At 45.9% G+C, this 18,923-nt stretch carries 18 protein-coding genes; 4 read left to right on the forward strand and 14 right to left on the reverse strand.

Features of this window, described 5'->3' with window-relative positions; genetic code table 11:
• Positions 1-24: 24 nt before the first annotated feature.
• The 9 genes from JWH17_RS03185 to JWH17_RS03225 all read right to left on the reverse strand — a co-directional run bounded on the left by JWH17_RS03185 (position 25) and on the right by JWH17_RS03225 (position 6,553).
• Positions 25-540, reverse strand: coding sequence for a hypothetical protein (locus tag JWH17_RS03185; protein ID WP_205221120.1), 516 nt, complete (start codon positions 538-540; stop codon positions 25-27).
• A gap of 6 nt (positions 541-546) precedes the next feature.
• Positions 547-1,830 (reverse strand): glutamyl-tRNA reductase, encoded by a 1,284-nt coding sequence (gene hemA / locus JWH17_RS03190; protein ID WP_205221121.1) that lies wholly within the window; start codon positions 1,828-1,830, stop codon positions 547-549.
• Positions 1,820-2,638 carry a c-type cytochrome biogenesis protein CcsB gene (gene ccsB, locus JWH17_RS03195; RefSeq protein ID WP_205221122.1) on the reverse strand — a complete coding sequence of 273 codons (819 nt, stop codon included), beginning with the start codon at positions 2,636-2,638 and terminating at the stop codon, positions 1,820-1,822. Before ccsB ends, hemA begins: the two co-directional genes overlap by 11 nt.
• Positions 2,635-3,300 (reverse strand): precorrin-2 dehydrogenase/sirohydrochlorin ferrochelatase family protein, encoded by a 666-nt coding sequence (locus JWH17_RS03200; protein WP_205221123.1) that lies wholly within the window; start codon positions 3,298-3,300, stop codon positions 2,635-2,637. The genes ccsB and JWH17_RS03200 overlap by 4 nt, the downstream gene beginning before the upstream one ends.
• A 75-nt stretch (positions 3,301-3,375) precedes the next feature.
• Positions 3,376-4,065: a class I SAM-dependent methyltransferase gene (locus JWH17_RS03205; protein WP_205221124.1), complete on the reverse strand. Its 690-nt coding sequence runs from the start codon at positions 4,063-4,065 to the stop codon at positions 3,376-3,378.
• A 50-nt stretch (positions 4,066-4,115) separates the two neighbouring features.
• Positions 4,116-4,925, reverse strand: a complete 810-nt coding sequence (gene uppP / locus JWH17_RS03210) for an undecaprenyl-diphosphatase UppP (protein ID WP_205221125.1) — start codon at positions 4,923-4,925, stop codon at positions 4,116-4,118.
• A gap of 73 nt (positions 4,926-4,998) precedes the next feature.
• Entirely contained in the window at positions 4,999-5,202 is a 204-nt protein-coding gene (extJ, locus tag JWH17_RS03215) for a selenite/tellurite reduction operon protein ExtJ (protein WP_232370859.1), read from the reverse strand.
• Positions 5,203-5,324: 122 nt separating this feature from the next.
• Entirely contained in the window at positions 5,325-5,822 is a 498-nt protein-coding gene (locus tag JWH17_RS03220) for a TlpA disulfide reductase family protein (protein WP_205221126.1), read from the reverse strand.
• Between the two features lie 377 nt (positions 5,823-6,199).
• Complete coding sequence (locus JWH17_RS03225; RefSeq protein WP_205221127.1) at positions 6,200-6,553, reverse strand: flagellar basal body rod C-terminal domain-containing protein; 354 nt, start codon at positions 6,551-6,553, stop codon at positions 6,200-6,202.
• A gap of 266 nt (positions 6,554-6,819) precedes the next feature.
• Here JWH17_RS03225 and JWH17_RS03230 point away from each other — a divergent pair, with 266 nt between their 5' ends.
• The 3 genes from JWH17_RS03230 to recO are packed head-to-tail and all read left to right on the forward strand — an operon-like array spanning position 6,820 to position 9,368.
• A complete protein-coding gene (locus tag JWH17_RS03230) occupies positions 6,820-7,803 on the forward strand; it encodes a peptidylprolyl isomerase (RefSeq protein ID WP_205221128.1) in 984 nt (327 codons plus the stop codon).
• Positions 7,804-7,827: 24 nt separating this feature from the next.
• A complete protein-coding gene (locus tag JWH17_RS03235) occupies positions 7,828-8,610 on the forward strand; it encodes a helix-turn-helix domain-containing protein (RefSeq protein ID WP_205221129.1) in 783 nt (260 codons plus the stop codon).
• A complete protein-coding gene (gene recO / locus JWH17_RS03240; RefSeq protein ID WP_205221130.1) occupies positions 8,610-9,368 on the forward strand; it encodes a DNA repair protein RecO in 759 nt (252 codons plus the stop codon). Before JWH17_RS03235 ends, recO begins: the two co-directional genes overlap by 1 nt.
• Before the next feature lie 36 nt (positions 9,369-9,404).
• Here the strand turns inward: recO and JWH17_RS03245 are convergent, their stop codons facing one another.
• A complete protein-coding gene (locus JWH17_RS03245; protein ID WP_232370860.1) occupies positions 9,405-13,565 on the reverse strand; it encodes a DEAD/DEAH box helicase in 4,161 nt (1,386 codons plus the stop codon).
• Positions 13,566-13,730: 165 nt separating this feature from the next.
• On the reverse strand, positions 13,731-15,605 hold the full coding sequence (locus JWH17_RS03250; protein ID WP_205221131.1) for a SurA N-terminal domain-containing protein: 1,875 nt from the start codon (positions 15,603-15,605) through the stop codon (positions 13,731-13,733).
• Between the two features lie 251 nt (positions 15,606-15,856).
• Here JWH17_RS03250 and JWH17_RS03255 point away from each other — a divergent pair, with 251 nt between their 5' ends.
• Positions 15,857-16,177 carry a TusE/DsrC/DsvC family sulfur relay protein gene (locus JWH17_RS03255; RefSeq protein ID WP_205221132.1) on the forward strand — a complete coding sequence of 107 codons (321 nt, stop codon included), beginning with the start codon at positions 15,857-15,859 and terminating at the stop codon, positions 16,175-16,177.
• A 93-nt stretch (positions 16,178-16,270) separates the two neighbouring features.
• Here JWH17_RS03255 and JWH17_RS03260 read toward each other — a convergent pair whose 3' ends face one another.
• The 3 genes from JWH17_RS03260 to ligA form a co-directional block, all read right to left on the reverse strand.
• The gene (locus JWH17_RS03260; protein ID WP_232370861.1) at positions 16,271-16,525 is read right to left on the reverse strand and encodes a hypothetical protein; all 255 of its coding nucleotides are present in this window, start codon (positions 16,523-16,525) and stop codon (positions 16,271-16,273) included.
• A 93-nt stretch (positions 16,526-16,618) separates the two neighbouring features.
• Positions 16,619-16,900 (reverse strand): acylphosphatase, encoded by a 282-nt coding sequence (locus JWH17_RS03265; RefSeq protein ID WP_232370862.1) that lies wholly within the window; start codon positions 16,898-16,900, stop codon positions 16,619-16,621.
• Positions 16,900-18,918 carry an NAD-dependent DNA ligase LigA gene (gene ligA, locus JWH17_RS03270; protein WP_205221133.1) on the reverse strand — a complete coding sequence of 673 codons (2,019 nt, stop codon included), beginning with the start codon at positions 18,916-18,918 and terminating at the stop codon, positions 16,900-16,902. The genes JWH17_RS03265 and ligA overlap by 1 nt, the downstream gene beginning before the upstream one ends.
• Positions 18,919-18,923: the final 5 nt, after the last annotated feature.

The raw sequence follows: 18,923 nt of genomic DNA on the forward strand, positions 1-18,923 counted from the left end.
GGCATTCTCTGTTTTTATCGTCTTTTATGTGGATCGTTTTGCAGGTACGCACAATCCCTGCCAATCCTGGGGAAGCTGATCAAGTGGGATGTGGAGTGCGCTAATAAAATCACAAAGATGCACAGATGAGCAATTAAAAGATTGAGACGCCTGTCCTGGCCGTTTTTCATTGCATTCTAGAGTCATAAACGCAATCAACGCCCGGGCAACATCCTCCCGATATGTAGCCACATCAACCTGAACCCGCTTACAAAACCTCTGCAGTCTTGCCCAGTTGACTCTAGCCCGTTCCACACCTCTGAACAAGGAAAGGGAACGGTTATCTGCGGTCAAATCTCGACGAATAATTTCAAGATATCGCTTAATAACGGCTTCGTGCAATGCGCTGAGTTCTTCTTCTGTGAGCACCATTGCCGGTCCTTCACCATCACGAGTGAGGTACTCCAAAGTTGAATGAAATGCTATTTCCGGTATTTCCCCGGAATCACGGATAATGAGCAATTCCTCCTCGATGATCAGCTCACGTTCTTCAGTAATCATAATGAACTATTTCATAGATTCATTGTTATCCAGGTTAAAAAGAGCCCTGACCACGGTAATTCTTTCAGTCTGATTTACGCAATGATGGTCTGTCTTGAGGTACTGCAAAGGGTGATGCATAAGTTTCTTGGCTATGGCCGATGCCATTTTTTCCATTGAACGTTTGTCACTTTCTGTGAGCCCGTTTATACGGTTAACAGTTTTTTGATACTCTCCCATAACGACTTCGTCCACCATCTTACGTAGTTCAATGATAGTCGGTGTCGTGACGAGATTTTCAAGCCATTTGGTGAACTTGAGTTTTTCCTCGGCAACAATCCGCTCAGCCTTGACAGCCTCCCTATCTCTTTCACTCTTGTTCATTTCTACGACATTATTCAAATCGTCAATATCGTAAAGGTAGACATTATCCAACTCGTTTATGCCGGCATCCAGATCTCTGGGGACTGCAATATCGATAAAAAAGAGCGGCCTGTTACGGCGCTCCCGCATGACACCACGAACGTCATCTTTGTTGAGAATAACCTCTGTTGCTCCGGTGGAACTGATGACAATATCAACTTGCTCAAGCTGGCCAAGGACTTCTTCGAGTGCAACGGCATAGCCATTAAAACAGCGAGCAAGGGTCACTGCCCGTTGTAATGTTCGATTGGCAACCACCACCTCAGCAACGCCCTGCCCCACCAAATTCTCTGCCGCAAGCTCTGCCATCTCGCCGGCCCCGATGAGCAGCACTTTTTTGTCGTGCAAGTCGCCGAATATTTTTTTAGCCAGCTCAACCGCAGCATAACTAATCGATACGGCACTGGCTCCTATGCCGGTTTCCGTTCGCACCCGTTTTGCTGTTGAAAAAGCCTTGTGGAGCAGTTTGTTCAACACAAATCCAGAGCTTTTATGATTTGAAGCATACCGATAAGCCTCTTTCAACTGGCCTAAAATCTGTGCCTCTCCGACAATCATTGAATCGAGACTGGCCGCAACCATGAAAAGATGCTCCACAGCAGCTTCGTCCTGGTACTGATAGACATATTTTTCAAAGTCATCGCCGGTAGCCGCATCAGCAAAAAGCATTTCGAGCACCCCGTTACTGCACTCTGTCGGCTCCCGACAGGTGAACAACACCTCCACTCGATTGCAGGTGGAAAGCAGGTAGCATTCTTTAATGCCATCCAGCTTACTCAACACTTCCAGAGAATGATCATAGCCCCCGGAAATGGCAAGTTTTTCTCTTATGGCCAGCGGTGTGGTTTTATGATTGACCCCCAGCAAAACAATAGTATCACGAGGCATAAGTATGAACCCCTTTCAAAAGAAAGGACACCCCCCACAAGGTAAACATGGCTGAAACAAAGGCTATAATACTGATGACGGCAATCCGTCGGCCGCGCCATCCAACTGTAAAACGCTGATGCATGACCCCGGCGTAGAGGAACCAGGTAATGAGCGACCACGTCTCTTTGGGATCCCAGTGCCAATATGCACCCCAAGCTTGCTTGGCCCAAAGTACACCGGTTACCAACCCTAAGGTAAGCAAGGTGAAGCCAACACTGAGGCAATGGTGGTTGAGTTTATCCAGTGCCTCCAAAGAAGGAAGACGGGAATAAAAAAGGCCGAAGCGTTTCTGCTTAATTTCTCTTTCCTGGAGCAGATACATAATACTACCGAGAAAGGACAGAGCAAGAAAAGCATAAGCAACCAGGGAAATGGATGCGTGAACAGGTAGCCACCAAGATTGATAGACAGGAGCAAGGGGAATAATGTGCCGGGAAGAAAATGCAGCGACCAACATTAAGACAACCACTAGAGTACTAACGAAGGTGCCGAGATTTTTCACGGTATAACGCCAGCGAAAGGAGAGATAACTCCATGCCGTTGCCCAAGCGAAAAAAGATATGGTTTCGTGATGACTGGTTATGGGCGTATGCCCAGCCTCAATATATCTGAAAAGAATATTAAGGGTATGAAGAACAGCAGCAATAAAAAAGAGCCACCGGGCAACTTTCCGAAATTTTTTTTTCTCTGAGAGAAAGAAAAAAAGATACGTAGCTGCAGATAACAGATAGATAATACAACTGACTTGAAAAAGTAGAAAACTCATAGACGGTTCTCTCTAATGTCCTTCCAATCAACCTCAACGGTTGTCCCCAGGACGTTATTTATATGCTCTTCAACCAATTCCCATTGGTCGTTTTTTATCCAGCCGATTATATCCTGATGAAGAATTTTCTGGAATAGAATTCTTTTTTGCTGCTGCCCTTCATCTCCGGCTAAAATTTGACTCCGAATAGCGGCAACAAGATTGAGTAGAACCCCGTACTCTTCTCCAATGGTATGTTCCAGTTGTTTTCTCACCATGGCCGACATGGCTGGGCTTTTGCCGTTTGTTGAGATAGCGAGGGTAAGATCTCCCCTGTGGATAGAAGCTGGAACATGAAAGCTGGACCCTTCGGGATCATCAGCTATATTGATGAGCTGATTTGCAGCGTTGGCATCTCGTTGAATACGTTTCTGCACGGCTCGACTTGAAGTGGCGGCATAGACGAGAAAGGCACCATTTAAATCTTCCGGCTCATATTCTTTCCTCAGCCAGACAACCTTGTCCCCTGAAGCCATTGTTTGAAGTTTGGGACTAAGTGCAGGGCTTACAAGTCGAACCTTGCCTTGTTGGATAAGAATCTCTCGAACTTTGCGTTCAGCCACCGCACCGCCGCCGATGACCACACAAAGCTTATCTTTTAACTGCAGACAAACAGGATACACGTTTTTTTTAAGGCTCAGATTTTAAAAAGCTCCAGACAGCAGGCGACTCTTGGTGCCGACACTAGAGAGGTTAACTTATTTCCTTAATAAACGGGCAAGCAGGATAACTTTATCACCTTCCAGACTTTTCAATGTTCGCTTGACTACACTAATTCTAAAATCCTGCTGCGCCAGTTCAAAAAATGGGGCTATATTGCGACGGCCGGCATCATGAGAGAGCACGATAACACCGCCGGGGCGTAACGCAGTTTTAAAAATGTGAATAAGCGGCTCAAAAAACTCATCGCGATACAGAATTTCTGAACCGGCAATCACATCATACTGCCCTATATCTGATGGCTTGAACCAATCAAGAAATTCGAACCGTACTCCTGATAAATTGCTTGCCGCAGCATTTATTCGCTGAAATTGCTGAATGCGCTCTTCAAAATCAGTGAGAGTTACCTCATACCCTGCTGCTGCGGCAACGAGTCCGCTAGCTCCCAACCCTGCACCAAGTTCCAGCAAGCTCGTGCCAGGTTGAGGCTTTTGTCCTGCAAAATAATTTGCAAGAACGATGGCAGCCTCCCACAAACGTATCCACAGGGGAAAGGCGGAAACATCCTTCAAAGGGTCTTTCCCCTCTAGAATCTGTTCCAGATCTGTACACTTCAGAAGATTGAGACGATAATCCTGCACCTTGAGCGGTTCAAAAGCAAGTTTTAGTTGTTTTCTCAGTGAGGTATAGAGGGCCAGCTCTTCAGCCGGCAAGGTTTGTGGGTCCATAAAATTCACAATTACCAATCAGGTAGAAATATTTTTTGTTCAAACAAATTTTACTGCAGGGCATACCAGCTAAACCCTACGAACGAAAGACAGAGACAGTAATAACCAAACCAGTGCAACTGTCCCCTACGCACAAATCGCATTAACAATATAATAGCAAAATATCCAGAAACAAGAGAAGCTGCCGTCCCAACCATGACATGCCACATCTCGCTGCTACTTGGTGGCGCTGCGACAAGTTCACTTACCTGCAATACAGCAGCCCCAAGAATAGCCGGAATAGACATGATAAAAGAAAACCTGGCGGCTGTCTCCCGATGAACCCCCAGTGCCATTCCGGTGAAGATGGTGGAACCACTTCGCGACAACCCCGGCAAAATTGCCATGGCCTGGGCTACGCCCATCCACAAGGATCTTGTTCCGTTTATCTGTCCTTTTTGTTTTTTCAGTTTTGTCGTTAACAACATGATGCATCCGGTAACCGCAAGCATCGTAAATGTCACAAGAATATTGCTAAAAAAATGTTCAATAGAATCTTTGAGAAATAAACCGACAAAAACGGCGGGAAGGGTTGCAAGGATGATATAAATATTCCACAGAAATGACCGCTGCAGTTCCGCGTCATCCTTACGCTGGGCTGGCGTGGAAAAAAGCGAACGTACCATATGGAGTAAATCTGTTCGAAAGGCTATCACCACAGCAAGCAGTGTTCCTACATGGAGAAAGACCTCAAAGGCAATACCAGGATCGTTGAAATTCAATAATTCTGACCCTATGACAAGATGGCCGGAACTTGAAACAGGTAAAAATTCTGTGAGCCCTTGGATGATCCCAAGGAGGATGGCTTTAAAAAATTCCATAGCAGGGTCAGCATAAAAAAAGAGCGGGGCGGTGAAGCACCGGCCCGCTCTAAAAAAAAATAAAAAGAGTCTACTAGCAGCCTTCGATAGCTTTCTTTTTCTTGGCTTTTACAGAGACGTTGTCGCCTACTTTCAATTTATCAGCGTTTTTACAGGTCATGGTGACCGTATCGCCTTCAATTGCGCTAACCTCACAGGTAACCTTGGCAGCCAAAACAACACTGGCACTCATCACAAAAGCAGCAACCATTACAGCGGAAATAACCTTTTTCATCATATCCTCCTTTAATTAATTGGAACTTAACTCAACATCTTTACTGCAATCTTTGCAGCGAAAGGTAAGGGAAAACACACCAGTTGTCAACAACAAACCCAAGCAATGTCTTCATACAGAAACGTTTAAAGAATTGATTTAATATCCTTTTCCAATAGGCCGCGAGGTATGTACCCTGGATATTTTTTGACCACATGCCCTGCCTTGTTGATTAAAAAAGAGGTTGGGATACCAATAATCCCTCCAAATTTCCGTGGTGTTAATCTATCTGCCATGAGCACCGGGTAATTTATCTTTGCCTGTTCTACCAGTTCCGCGACAACCCCAGGCCCTTTTTCATCAACGGAAAGCCCGATAACGGAAAAGCCTTGCCCTTCAAATTTCTGATGGAGTTCTTTGAGAACCGGTACTTCCTGCCGACAGGGAGCACACCAGGTTGCAAAAAAAGTAACCAGTAAAGCTTTGCCGGCAAAAGAGGAACTCTCTACAACTTTTCCATCTGTTACTGACGGCAAAGAAAACCGGGGCATATCTACTGCGCCCAAAGTGGTCATGGGCAAGCCGAACAATGCTATACTACAAACCAAACTCAGAACCCGCATCCTCAACCCAACACTCAACATTATTTTCTCCCTGAAGGCCTCCTCTCAACACTATCGACAAGCAGCCTTATTCCAAATAATAAAGTTATGACTCTTGTACAGAAGAATGCACTGTACCATAAATTTCAAGGCTAAATGATATCTATCGTAGCTCAAGCTACTCTTTTTTAAAAACGAGAAAACTACCGCAAGATGAAAAGAAACAACGCAATGTACTTCTGATTGGCCAGTATAGGCTGATACTTCCGCAGGATCGAAACCAGGAAAAGTGCTAATCTGTTGTTTGTGAAAAAAGGTACACAGTGCATCCCCGAAAGATAGAACAAATTGCAAATAAGTAATTCAAAACTCGAATATGTCAGTCACTGACGAAACTTTATGACTATGCCCAGAGAGCGTCATGCCTTAATATCAAAAAGAGAGGCTGTCATATCATCGGCAACCTGCAGTGTTTTAAGGTTTGCATTGTAGGAGTGCTGATTGACCATCATTTGCGGCATTTCTTCGCTTAGATCCACATTTGACTTTTCGATGAGAGCCTGTCCCTCGGACGTATCTTCTATGGCATATGCTCCTGGTGTCTCAACCTTTTCGACAATTGTGCTTACTCCTTGCGGAAGTTGTTCGGCCTGCAGTACTCGCCCCTTTTTAAATCCGTCTGAGTTCAGATTTGCAACATTATTTGCTGTATTAGCCGTTTGAACGCCCGCTGCGGCCAGGCCGGATAAGGCTGAATGTATTCCGCCGATCATGATTATATCTCCAAAAAATAAAAGGTATTGAATCTTAGCATAAGAGTACAAAATCCGGGCCATTTTCTGTAATCTTAAAGTGGAGGCTTTTCTCTCCGAGGTCGTTTTCACCAAAAAATATTGCGCCTTTACCTCCTACCGATTAGATAGTCAGGTAATACAGTTATTCTTTTCGTAATTATTTACCGACTCTGAACACTACCGTTTTTTCACACCTCGCCAAAGTCTTACATTCCAGCCAATTCTACCAACAACTACAATCATATATGACTGGGAAAAAATTCGCTCTTTTATTGTTCTTCTTCTGCTGCTGCACACCGTACAACGTACCCGCAGAACTCGTTGACCGAAGTGTAGCTATTGTCAACAATGACATTATCACGCTCTCAGAAGTCAACGAACTAGGTCAGCCTCTCTTTCAAAAAGCTGCCTCTGAGGTTCCGCCTGAGAAATTACAAGAAGTTATGGAGCAGATACGTTCAAGCGTCATCCAAAAACTCATTGATAAAAAATTACTGCTTCAGGAAGCGGGGAAAATGCAAATAACCGTCTCTGAGCAGGAAGTTGAAAATGCTCTGCAACGTATCCTCGTTAACAATAAAATTTCACGCCAACAATTCCTGGAAGAGCTCAAGAGCATGGGCATGACCGAGCCGCTCTATCTAGAAGACCTCAAAGGGCAGATATTACGTTCTAAACTCGTCAACTATGAGGTGCGCTCTAAGGTTATCATCCCGGAAGAGAAAATTATTGATTATTACGATTTACATTACACCGAGCAAGTCGGAGCGGGAGGATATTATATACTGCAAATTGGTGTTTCCAAAAATACGCTGGGTGCCGACGGCCGAAAACTCAGTCAAAAGAAGGCAAAAGAAAAAATTACCAAAGTGCATAAACTTGCTCAGCAAGGGGGAAATTTCAAAGAGCTTGCTCAGCAGTATTCAGACCTCCCATCGGCAAAAGATGGAGGAGACCTAGGCATTTTCCAAGAAAAAGAAATGGCACCTTTTATGCGGAATGCTATTGTTGGTCTTAAACCTGGCCAGATAAGCAAAATAGTTGAAACTCCCTCCGGATATCAATTTTTTACTATTTTGTCTAGCCAAGAGGGGCAAATTATCACCAAAGTACCATACGAATCCGTCAAAGAAGAAATACGGGAAAAGCTGTATCAACAGGAGATGGAGTTGTTGTATAAAAGCTGGATTGAAAGTATCCGGAACAAGGCATATATAAAAATATTGTGAACGTTGACCATTGCAGTAGAAAACATGCGCGTAAAAGATAAAAATAATCATCCCACAGAACAGAAAGTCGTCGGCAGCCACCTCAAGCACCTTCGCGAAGAGCAAGGCCTCAGCTATGAAGAGGTCTCGACCGAAACCAAGATTTCCGTGTCCAACCTAAAAGCGATGGAAGCCCATGATTTTGCCAACCTGCCTGCAGACACCTTCACCCGAGGCCTGCTTACTCTATACGGCAATTTTTTGGGCATTGACGGGCAGCTTGCTGCCAACCGTTTCATCAAGGAACGTAATAATGGTAAAAAGCCTGATCGTTTCAACAAAACACTGATGAGCGGTCACTCTCTTGCTCCTAAAAAACTTGCAGAACCCTCCCATATACCTTCTGCAACGGTAGCGGCGTTTCTGTTGGCGCTGATCGCCCTCACCTTTACCGGATTTTGTCTGTATACGTCATGGAATCCGTTTGCATTTTTCACCAACACCACCAAAGATATCACCTCAACAATCATGGCAGCTTTCGACGATTCGCCCCCATCAGTAATCGAAACCATTGAAGGTGACCAAATCCTGCTCAAAGCTCATTTTCTGGACAATGCCTCGGTTGAGGTAAGTATTGATGATCAGCCGACAGTACATCAGGAATTTATAAAAAATAAAAAGACAGAATGGCGGGCAAGCTCCCGCTTACTCTTACGATTCTCAGAGCCGGCAAGTGCAAAACTGACGTTAAATGGCAAACCATTTCCATTTGATGATACACATTCAGGCGAATTCCAGCTACAGCTGAAAAAAGGTCTGGAAAAATAATGAATGTCTCCAGTACCCGTTGCCTGGTACTGAAAACAGCTGATCACGGAGAATCAGATAAAATCGTCACCCTTTTCAGTGAAAACCTTGGCAAGGTAACCGGAATCGCCAAAGGCGCCAAGCGCAGTAAAAAACGCTTTGTCAACAAACTGGAACCCTTCTCCAGAATTCTCGTTTCCTATAAACCATCCCGCACAAGTACCCTCCTGTTTATCGCTGAGGCCGAGTTAGAGCACGCGTTTCTCTCCCTTCGCCAGTCTTATCAAAAATATGCAGGAGCCATGTACCTTTGTGAACTCATTCTTCGATTTACAAAAGAAAAAGACCCTGAATGCGGACTTTTTTCTTTGTTAACCTGGGCCTTACACGCTCTTGACGAAGGTGATCGCCCCCTCAAGATAGCAGCTCTTTTCCATATCAGGTTACTTGACATTGCCGGGTATAGGCCTGAATTGGAGTGTTGCAGTCAATGTTGCAAGCCCATATCCCCCAAAAACACCTACACCATGCAACCTGGTATCGGTGCCCTCCTCTGCAATCAATGCCGGTCGGGCAACACCATGCTCACGCGGCAGCTCTCTGTGCAGACATTGAAATTTTTAGAAAAAGCGCAAGGCGTTAGCCTCGGACACCTCAGTCGTCTGCAGCTTCCAGACAAAGCCGCCAGAGAAACGCTGTATACTCTCCATGGTTACTCGTGTTCACTGCTGCAACAAGATATCCATTCCTGGAAAAATCTCATGGCAACACTAAAATAGGAGCGTTGGAGAGCTTGCTCTTTTTGCACACCAGCCTCAAGAGTTACGAATCAGCGACAGGAGTTCATCAGCACTGATACGTGCACTCACATCCGCCCCTTCAAGCAACGAATTAGCGAGGTCTCTCTTTTCCTGATGCAGGCGAACAATTTTTTCTTCAATTGTCCCTGAGGTTACCAGACGGTAAACCGTTACCGGCCGTTTCTGACCTATACGATGCGCCCTGTCAGCTGCCTGGTCTTCTACTGCCGGATTCCACCAGGGATCCATATGAATCACATAATCGGCAGCGGTCAAATTCAACCCGAGCCCGCCGGCCTTGAGGCTGATTAAAAACAGATCACCCTCACCGGCTTGAAAACTTTCGACCTGCCGCTGTCTTTCTTTTGCAGGTGTTGTTCCATCCAGATATTTATAGGAAATATTCTGTTCATCCAGAAAAGCACGAATCAGGGCAAGGTGACCGGTAAACTGACTGAATACCAAGGCCTTATGCCTGCCTCCTAAAAGCTCTTCCACCACTTCCTGAAAAACTTTCAGCTTGGTGGAAGGAATTTGAATATTCTCATTAATCAATTTTGGATTACAACACGCCCTTCTCAGCCGCATGATCTCGGCAAGAATACGTAAATGACGTCCGTTTTTCTCTGCACTTCCCTCTATATTTTCGATTGCCTGCTGTCTCAATGCTTCATAAAACTGCAATTCCTCCGGCTGCATCTCAACTCTTAATGTAATCTCGGTTCTTGGGGGCAGTTCATCCAGAACCTGGGATTTAATACGACGCAACATGAATGGACGAATCAATTTTTTAAGGGACCTGCGTGCATCTCGATCATGGTATTTCTCGATCGGAATTCCAAATCGTGAATTAAACTGTTTATAGGTGCCCAACAGTCCACGATTGACAAAGCTAAACAGATTCCACAATTCACCTAAATGATTTTCAATGGGCGTACCAGTGGTAATCAACCTGAACCTGGCATTGAGCCGCATTGCCGCACGTGATCGCTTGGTTGCGGCGTTTTTTATGGCCTGCGCCTCATCAAGCACAACCGATTGCCACTGGACCTTTTCCAAAAGGTCTATTTCCTGTTGCAGCAGAGTGTAACTGGTAATGAGCAAATCAAACTTACCCAGGTTTTCGATGGTATCTTCTCTGTTCTGGCTTAAAAACTGATGAATCTTAAAGGTGGGGGCAAACTTAGTCACTTCTGTTTCCCAGTTCATGCACACAGAAGTAGGAGCAACAACCAATGTCGGCCCTTTGTCAGCAAGACTTAAAATAACGGTTATTGCCTGCAGAGTCTTGCCCAGCCCCATATCATCAGCAAGACATGCGCCGATACCCAGGCTGGCTAAACGGCTCATCCAAGTGAAACCATCCTGTTGATAATCCCGCAGTTCCGCCTTAATGGTTGAAGGAATCTGCGGAATTGCCTCCTGAGAATCTGCAATGGCTTTAAGTTGTCTTTGCCACCCCTCGTCGACGTTTGTTTGCGCCTGCTGGGTAAATTCATCAAGTGCAATTGCAGCAAGGGGATGAACGGCAACTTCATCATCGTCACCAAACTCACTGTTTCCAAACAGAATCAGTTCCTCCAGCCGGTTACGAAATTCTTGGGTTAAAGCCAAAAACTGGCCGTCCCCCATGGGAATAAAGCGACTTTGAGCCTCACTGACCTTTTCCAGTAATGTTTTCAGGCCAATGACCTCGTCCTGATCAATCTGCAGTTGCCCCGAAAGCGCAAACCAATCCTGTTGGCTTGTGCGAATATTAAGGTTCAACTGATTGACACTTATCTGTCGACGGATGGCAATCTTTTCGCCCTCAGGCCACTCAAGGACAACCTTGTCCTTAATTTCCTCCAGCTCGAGCAAAACCTGCAGACACTCCTCAGGGTCAAACAGGTGCCATTCCCGCTTATCTTCCTGCTCCAGATCAATTGCCAGGTCAAGCATTGGGCAACTTTCTTCAATTTCTCTGGCTTTCTCCTCTTCCAGCGACAGATTCCTACGTGTCTGCAATCGCTTGCCGCCAATTTCAGACATCAGATTGGAAACACCAACACCGGGTTTTAAATAGGGTCCTCCTTGAGAAAATGGCCTGACAAACATTTCCAACCTGAAGCCACTGCCATAGGGAATGATATGAATGTGAATCGTTGGGTCACTCTCTACCAACTCGGCCTGCTCTCCTTCACTCACCATCTCTATGGAAGAATGTACGGTCATGAAAGACGCGATATTGCCGATTGCATCAAGAACCTGCTGGCTGGCTTCAAGGGGCACATGCAATCCACTTTTCCCCGTAATTTCGGCAACTTTTCGATGTTCATCCCTGATTTTTATAATACGAAATCGGGTTGGGGTCTCTTTCCAGATGGCAATATTGCCATCGCCTATATCTTGAGAAAAATGAATAAAAAGGGTGTCCCCTTTTTGCTCGACGACAAGCTCTGGTTCCCCGTTTACGAGTTCAACGGGTGTTCGCTGTGCTTGTTCCAAAAAAACATGAGGATGGCCGACCAGCAAGGGCAGAGCCTTGTCTTTGTCGAAATCACACCCTCCATTTCGTCCTGTGACTTCGCCAACCTGGTGTATGGTTTCACACACCTGACGGTCCTGGCTTGTGAGATAGGCAAAGTCTTTAGTGTGCATCAATCGATTTAAGGCAACAGAACGCCCCTTTGTCCAACCACCGGAACTGGTTCGCTTCTGTTCCTTTGGCTGCACAACCAATTCATTAGGTTCATATCGAACAAACCACGCCAGCCTGGTTGTTCGTTCCGGTTCGCCCACCTTTCTCGTTATCTGAATCAACTCCTGCAAGCTTTGTTTCCAGGAATTTTGCGGAGAAATGATATGGGTGAGAAATCGACACTGCAGGTTTGCCGCCAGTTCATCGGCAATTAGTTTTTTCTCGTCCTGCCCGTCACCCACAGTAGCAAGCAGCTCTGCAGTTTCCATTGCCAACCAGTCAAAGGTGTTGAGCCTGGCCTGTTCATAAAGAGCGGAAAGCGAACTTTGAAAGTCAGCCGGTATTTCGACACCGATCCAATACAATGAAAGGACTGCAACCAAAGTTGTCAAGCTCCTCTCTTCAGCTGCAAGCCGATCAGTCAGTGCCATCATGTCCGGCAGGGTCCCTTCCGGAGCACGGATCACTGTTTCAAGAAAACGATACGGCACTTCTTCAGGACAGCCCTGGCAGCGCTGTAATACAGTAGCTACCGCGTTCTGAATAGCCTGCCTATCTCCCTCCTCGTTTCTTGCAAGCAGGGCAAAAATAGAAAATAATCCAGGGAGACCGAAGAAAAAAACGGGATTATCACCTGCATATTCCTGCAGCCGTTGCCGATCCTCTTCAAAAAGACGCAATGCCTCACTGACATCACCACACAAAAAAGTGACACTGCCGGCATATCCTGACCCCTGAAAGGAGTCACCATGCTTTTCAAGCAATGTATTGAGATCAGCAAAACGCCCCTGAAGCAAATAATAATTAGCAAGCAATCGATGAAAGGGTACCATCTCTATGCTGGATACCGACAAGGTTACTTCATTCTCGAGATAGGCAAGAACATCTGGAAAATGCTGCAGGCTTTCCAGGGAATGCCTTACCACCTGCTCTAGTAGGTAAAACTGCAAGGAACCAGGCAAAGTACTGAGCCATTCAGGATCAAAGGCCCGCGCCGTCACGATCACTGCCGGAGGATCTGTCTGCACCTCCTGGCCGCACTCCTGATCAAGAAATGCCAAAGCCTCATCAATCCGATCAAAATCTTCAAGGTACACACCGATACGAAACTGCCTGAGGGCACGCCAACAACGCGTTGCCCGCTTGCCTGAATGATAGGAAACCGGAGCTTCCTTTTCGATAAAAGCCACAAACCGTTCAAAACGTTTTTCACTTATTGCCGACCGGGTCAGATACTCTGCACTTACCTGCTCACATTGATTTTTATTGTTTAGGTATCCGTTTGCCCGCAAGCTCTTTATGGCGGCACCAACGTCGTCCTTGCCGGGCTTCTTAGCACCTGGAAAGGGACCTCCTACTTTGGCAATACATTTTGTTAAAAAAGTTTTTGAGACAGGCTCATAAATAACTGAGGCTAGTTGCAGCAACAGCTTCTCCAAAAAGGTGAGTTCTGCAAACGAGTTAAGAATATTTTTTCCGTGGTTTGTCACAGGCATGAATTTTACCAATCAGGTGCCCGGAAATGGGCGACAACGATGTTAATACACTTGGGAGTGTAAGATTTGAGCACTAAACAGACTAAAAAAAACACCCCGGCGAAATTGCCAGGGTGCAAATGAAATTATGAAATGGGCAGTGAGAATATGCTAAAGCCACCAGGCTTACGGTATCAATTGGTCGTTGACCCATATTTTTGCATCAGCACGAAGTCTTTCCACCCAACTGGCAACCAAACGGTTCTGCTGGTTTACCAATAATTGCTCAGCGAGCTGTTTTTTCTGGTCAGCTTCCATGGCAGTCGGATCTTGGCGATGTTCAAGGACCTCAAAAACATAGAACATATCACCCACAGCCACAACTTCACTGCTCAATTTTTCGCCTCCTTTGAGGGCAAATGCCGCCTCCACCAACTGCGGAGGAATATCACCATCACCGCCCCCTCTTTTCAGGTATCCTGACTCCAGGCCTTTACCTTCCGGCATCAATTTTCCTGCCTCTAGAGCAATTGCGAGAGCTTTGTCTGCAGCTGCATGGGCTAATGTTATACTTTGCTCATGCTTGTAATCACTGACAACCTTATCTTTTACGGTGGCTAAGGGTGGCACTTCCGGCTTTTTGATATCTTTCACATAACCAATGGCATATCCGTCTTCCACTTCAACCAGTGAGCTAAGTTCACCTTTGCTCAACCCAAAGGCAACGTCGAGGAGCGCACCTGCTTTGGCAAGAGAATCCGGTGGCAGCTTACGGGCAAAAAGGTCGGTTGTTTGAACGGCCTTCCCTCCCTGTTCCATATATTTTTCAAGGCTGCCGGCCCGAATAATGTCTTCATACGCGTTGGAGACATTTTGAAATGTCAATCCCCTTACCCGTTGTTTTTTCAACAGCCCTTCAATTTCAGCGCGAACATCTTCCATTTTTTTGGTTATTGCAGGTTGCACATCTTCGACCAAAATCAAGTGATACCCAAAAGAAGTTTCAACCAGATCAGATAAATCGCCGGGCTCCATTGAAAAAACAGCCTCCTCAAATGCAGGCACCATAGAGCCACGTTCGAAAAAACCTAATTCCCCGCCCGACTCCCGACTCGGCCCTTCTGAATATTCCTTGGCAAGGGTTGCAAAATCTCCACCATCTCGCAAAAGCTGAAGAACATGCTCGGCCTTTAACCTTTTTTCTTCTTTAACCTCCGCAGAGTCTGTATCGCTCACCTTAAACAGAATATGACGAGCCCGACGCTTTTCCTTTACGCTATATCTGTCAATATTATCATTATAGAATTGCTCTACCTGCTCATCTTCTAGGGTAACCTTACCCATGTCAGCAGCAAAAGGAAAATAGAGGTACTGCAACGCAATTTGCGGATCAGTTACATAATCCTGCTGTTTTTTCTCATACCAGGATGCCAACTTATCCGCTTCCACATTCACCTCATCAAGATAGTCACTGCCTTTAAAACTCAAGTAGACAAGTTTAAGCTCGGTCTTGGCAAAATCGATCCAGGCCTGCACGGCTGCAGGCGGTACATCAGCAAAAGAGCCAATAAGTTCCACAACTCTCCCGGTGATCAAATCGCTCTGCAAGCCAGCCTCAAAAGAGGTAGGGGTAAGTCGGTTTTGCCCTAAAACGTCTTTATATCTGCTCATTACAAACTGGCCGTTTTCCTGAAAAACGGGCATATCCTGGATACGACGCTGGGTTTCTTCCCGACTGACAGCAAGGCCGATTTTGTCAGCACTCTGTCGTAACAGTTCGGACTGGATAAGTTGATTAATCACCTGTTTCTTGAGCCCTATCCCTTCAAAAAAACCTTCCGGCACCTGCCCACCAAGCTGTTGCCTATAGGTATCTACAGCTCGGTCATAGCTTTGCTGAAACTCTTGAAAAGGAATTTCTACATCATTGACAACCGCAGCCGCATTCCGATTATTATCAAGGTTGCTCCCCACACCCCAAAAAATAAAGACGACAGCAATCAGTAGCACCAAAGCCTGAATAACAACAGACTGGGCTCTTTTTCGTAAAATATTCAACATGGTACGCACACTCCTTCAACAAATCGGACATTTGGTTATTTCCTGGAGAAAGGGCCCATTATGTTCAATTTTCCTGCAACTTACCAGTGAAAAATGCATCCAACCCACGAACAAAAAATGATTGGCCGTTCACTCAAAAAAACCAAGACCTTTGCTTGACAAACGCACACCCCTATAGTAAGAAACTGGTGATTTTTACAATTAGCATTCAACTTCTCACTCATATTAATCACATATTCCAGGAGGAACACATGGCACAAATCGAACACAATGGCACAACCTACGAGGTGGATGAAGACGGCTTCCTGTTGAAAGGCGCTGACGACTGGGATGAAAACTGGATCGATTACGTAAAAGGCGTAGAAGGTATTCCAGAAATCACCGATGAACATCAGAAAGTTATCGACGCCCTTCAAGAGTACTACAAGAAGAACGGCATCGCACCTATGGTTCGTATTCTTTCCAAAACCACCGGTTTTCCTTTGAAGCGAATTTACGAACTGTTCCCTTCAGGGCCAGGCAAAGGCGCTTGTAAAATGGCTGGCCTTCCTAAGCCTACCGGTTGTGTATGATATAGATTTACTATAGCATACTGCAGTTATAAAAAAGGGGTTGCTTTTAAAGCAACCCCTTTTTTTATTGACTGTAGCGGAACCTGACACACTCTAAAAAGACATCTCCAAAAAATGTGCGTGATACCGGGTGAGGTCCTCACCACATTTACCGCAAAGAAATTTAACGCCGCCAAAGACCTCGGTATCATTTTCTTCAGGGGTAAAAGAACCGTCACCATTTTGCTTGTAACGAGTTGTTACAAGAACATTCTCAGCTATCTCAACAAAATCGGTTTTATTACCGCAGGCATTACAGACAACCCTTCCAGCCGGTTCCCCTGCCGGGATCTGTACTTTTTTTATCATATTATTTCACTTTTGTGGGTCACAGACTTCGTCTGCGTTATATTACAATACTGTTAATCATAAAAAACTACCATCCCAACCCTATCTTTTCTATCAATATCGAACAACAAACGATACTTCACTGTCAACCGGCTGCTCTTGGCGAATAACGACCTCATCCACTCTTGCTGCAGGGGGGCCATGGTGCAGCCAATGCAACATTTCCGCTACATTGTCAGCATTTCCCTCTATAACGGCTTCCACCGTTCCGTCACGACAGTTTCTGACCCACCCCTTTAAGCACAACCGCTCTGCTTCTTTCCGCGTGAAATCTCGAAAAAAAACTCCCTGCACTCGACCATAAACCACAACATGAACACGCTTGCGCCCAATCATTATCTACCCTGCAGATTGCGTATTAACCCGACAAAAGCCTCCTCTGCTAACAAGCCCAGCCCAAGCTTTTGTGCCTTTTCCAGCTTTCCACCTGCCCTCTCGCCGGCGACAACGTCTGTCACTTTGCCGCTTATAGAGGAAACCACTTTACCACCAAGCGATTTAACCAACTGCTTTGCCTCATTTCGTGTCATATGGTTTAAAGAACCGGTAAAAACAAATATCCGCCCATCTAAAGGCCGTGCTGATTTCCCGGCAGACTGAACAACAACCCCAGCCTGATCAAGCTTAATCAGCAGTTTTGCAAAAGGTTCTGAACGCAAAAATGTAACTAATGATTCAGCTACCTGCGGGCCAATACCTTCAATTGCCATCAATTCGCTTGCCTTGGACTGGACAAGTTCATCAAGCGATTCATAATGACCAGCTATGAGTTCGGCGGTGACTTCGCCAACATAACGAATGCCCAACGCCCTGATAAAGGTATTTAATGGAGGCGCTTTCACCTTGTCTATCGACTGGATCACTCCTTGGGCTGATTTCTCTCCCCAGCCGTCTAAAAGGATCAACTGGTCTTTTTTCAACAAAAAGAAATCTGCAATATCTTCTATCAACCCAGCACTATACAATTGCTCTACATGCTTTTTGCCAAGTCCTTCAATATCCAGCCCGCTTTTCCCTGCAAAATATATCAGCCTTTGAATTTTCTGTGCAGGGCACAAGAGATTAGTGCAACGTATAGCAGCCTCCCCTACACCTTGCTCCAGTTGTCCATCACACTCAGGGCACCTCTCAGGAAAGACGATAGCCTCCTCTTTGCCGGTACGATTCTCAACTACAGCCTTAACGACTTCCGGGATCACGTCACCAGCTCGTTGAACCAAAACAGTATCATGAAGACGCAGATCTTTTTTGTTAACTTCGTCCCTATTATGCAAAGTTGCTCGCCGGACAATCGCTCCATCCACTTCCACCGGCTGCAAATGAGCTACCGGGGTAACCACTCCCGTGCGTCCTACTTGGAACTCTACCCGTTCTATGATAGTTGAAGCCTGAACAGCTGGGAACTTCCAAGCAACTGCCCACCTGGGCGCCCGCGCTGTATTCCCAAATCTTTGCTGCAAAGAAAAACGATTCACCTTGACCACCATACCGTCAATTTCGTAATCGAGCCCATGACGTTTCCGGACAAGAAGATCAAACTGGCCTCCGACATCATCAACGCTCTTGCAATGACACACCAGTGGACTCACGGCAAAGCCCAGGCTACGCAAGTAGGCCAGCAGGTCGAACTGAGTATCACACCGCACTCCTTCGGTCGTAGCAACACTATAAGCATAAAAACGAAGAGGCCTTTGAGCTGTTACTTTAGGATCAAGCTGCCGAAGGGAGCCTGCCGCAGCATTCCTAGGGTTGGCAAAAAGCGACAAGCCCTCTTCCTTTCGCCGTTGATTGAGCTGCTTAAAACCTTTTTTGGGAAGAAAAACTTCGCCACGGACAATAAGTTGCCGCGGAATAGCGACCTCTCCTGTAGCCAGCAGACGTAACGGGATGGTTGGTACGGTTTTTAACTGTTCTGTGACATCTTCCCCGATTAGGCCGTTACCTCGGGTGGAACCGGTGACCAAGCGGTCATTCTCGTACACCAGCTCAACGGCAAGACCATCTAATTTCGGCTCGGTAATATACTCCAGCACAGTGTCGCCTTTTAGATACCGCTTGAGCTTTTCTTCAAAATCAAGGAGTCCTTGCCTTGAAAAAATATTATCCAAACTCAACATGGGATAAATGTGCTCTGCCGTTTTAAATCCTTTAAGCGGCTTACCCCCTACCCGCTGGGTTGGCGAATCAGCAGTTATACTTTCCGGATATTGCGCCTCCAAATGCAGCAATTCCTGAAAAAGCCTGTCATATTCTCCGTCGCTAATGACTGGGTCATCCAGCACATAGTAGCGATGTCCATGGGCATGCAACTGCTGGCGAAGTTCTTCGATGCGTTTTTTAACATCACTAGTCATAAACG

It is taken from the genome of Desulfogranum marinum (assembly GCF_016918565.1).
GTDB lineage: Bacteria > Desulfobacterota > Desulfobulbia > Desulfobulbales > Desulfobulbaceae > Desulfogranum > Desulfogranum marinum.

Bases quoted from the DNA above. Each gene is read 5' to 3' on its own strand.
- extJ (WP_232370859.1), bottom strand. From the start codon at position 5,202: ATGATGAAAAAGGTTATTTCCGCTGTAATGGTTGCTGCTTTTGTGATG.
- JWH17_RS03265 (WP_232370862.1), bottom strand. From the start codon at position 16,900: ATGATTGGGCGCAAGCGTGTTCATGTTGTGGTTTATGGTCGAGTGCAG.
- ccsB (WP_205221122.1), bottom strand. From the start codon at position 2,638: ATGAGTTTTCTACTTTTTCAAGTCAGTTGTATTATCTATCTGTTATCT.
- uppP (WP_205221125.1), bottom strand. From the start codon at position 4,925: ATGGAATTTTTTAAAGCCATCCTCCTTGGGATCATCCAAGGGCTCACA.
- JWH17_RS03245 (WP_232370860.1), bottom strand. From the start codon at position 13,565: ATGCCTGTGACAAACCACGGAAAAAATATTCTTAACTCGTTTGCAGAA.
- JWH17_RS03235 (WP_205221129.1), top strand. From the start codon at position 7,828: ATGCGCGTAAAAGATAAAAATAATCATCCCACAGAACAGAAAGTCGTC.
- JWH17_RS03220 (WP_205221126.1), bottom strand. From the start codon at position 5,822: ATGTTGAGTGTTGGGTTGAGGATGCGGGTTCTGAGTTTGGTTTGTAGT.
- JWH17_RS03230 (WP_205221128.1), top strand. From the start codon at position 6,820: ATGACTGGGAAAAAATTCGCTCTTTTATTGTTCTTCTTCTGCTGCTGC.
- JWH17_RS03260 (WP_232370861.1), bottom strand. From the start codon at position 16,525: ATGATAAAAAAAGTACAGATCCCGGCAGGGGAACCGGCTGGAAGGGTT.
- JWH17_RS03205 (WP_205221124.1), bottom strand. From the start codon at position 4,065: ATGGACCCACAAACCTTGCCGGCTGAAGAGCTGGCCCTCTATACCTCA.
- JWH17_RS03255 (WP_205221132.1), top strand. From the start codon at position 15,857: ATGGCACAAATCGAACACAATGGCACAACCTACGAGGTGGATGAAGAC.
- JWH17_RS03250 (WP_205221131.1), bottom strand. From the start codon at position 15,605: ATGTTGAATATTTTACGAAAAAGAGCCCAGTCTGTTGTTATTCAGGCT.
- ligA (WP_205221133.1), bottom strand. From the start codon at position 18,918: ATGACTAGTGATGTTAAAAAACGCATCGAAGAACTTCGCCAGCAGTTG.
- JWH17_RS03185 (WP_205221120.1), bottom strand. From the start codon at position 540: ATGATTACTGAAGAACGTGAGCTGATCATCGAGGAGGAATTGCTCATT.
- hemA (WP_205221121.1), bottom strand. From the start codon at position 1,830: ATGCCTCGTGATACTATTGTTTTGCTGGGGGTCAATCATAAAACCACA.
- JWH17_RS03225 (WP_205221127.1), bottom strand. From the start codon at position 6,553: ATGATCGGCGGAATACATTCAGCCTTATCCGGCCTGGCCGCAGCGGGC.
- recO (WP_205221130.1), top strand. From the start codon at position 8,610: ATGAATGTCTCCAGTACCCGTTGCCTGGTACTGAAAACAGCTGATCAC.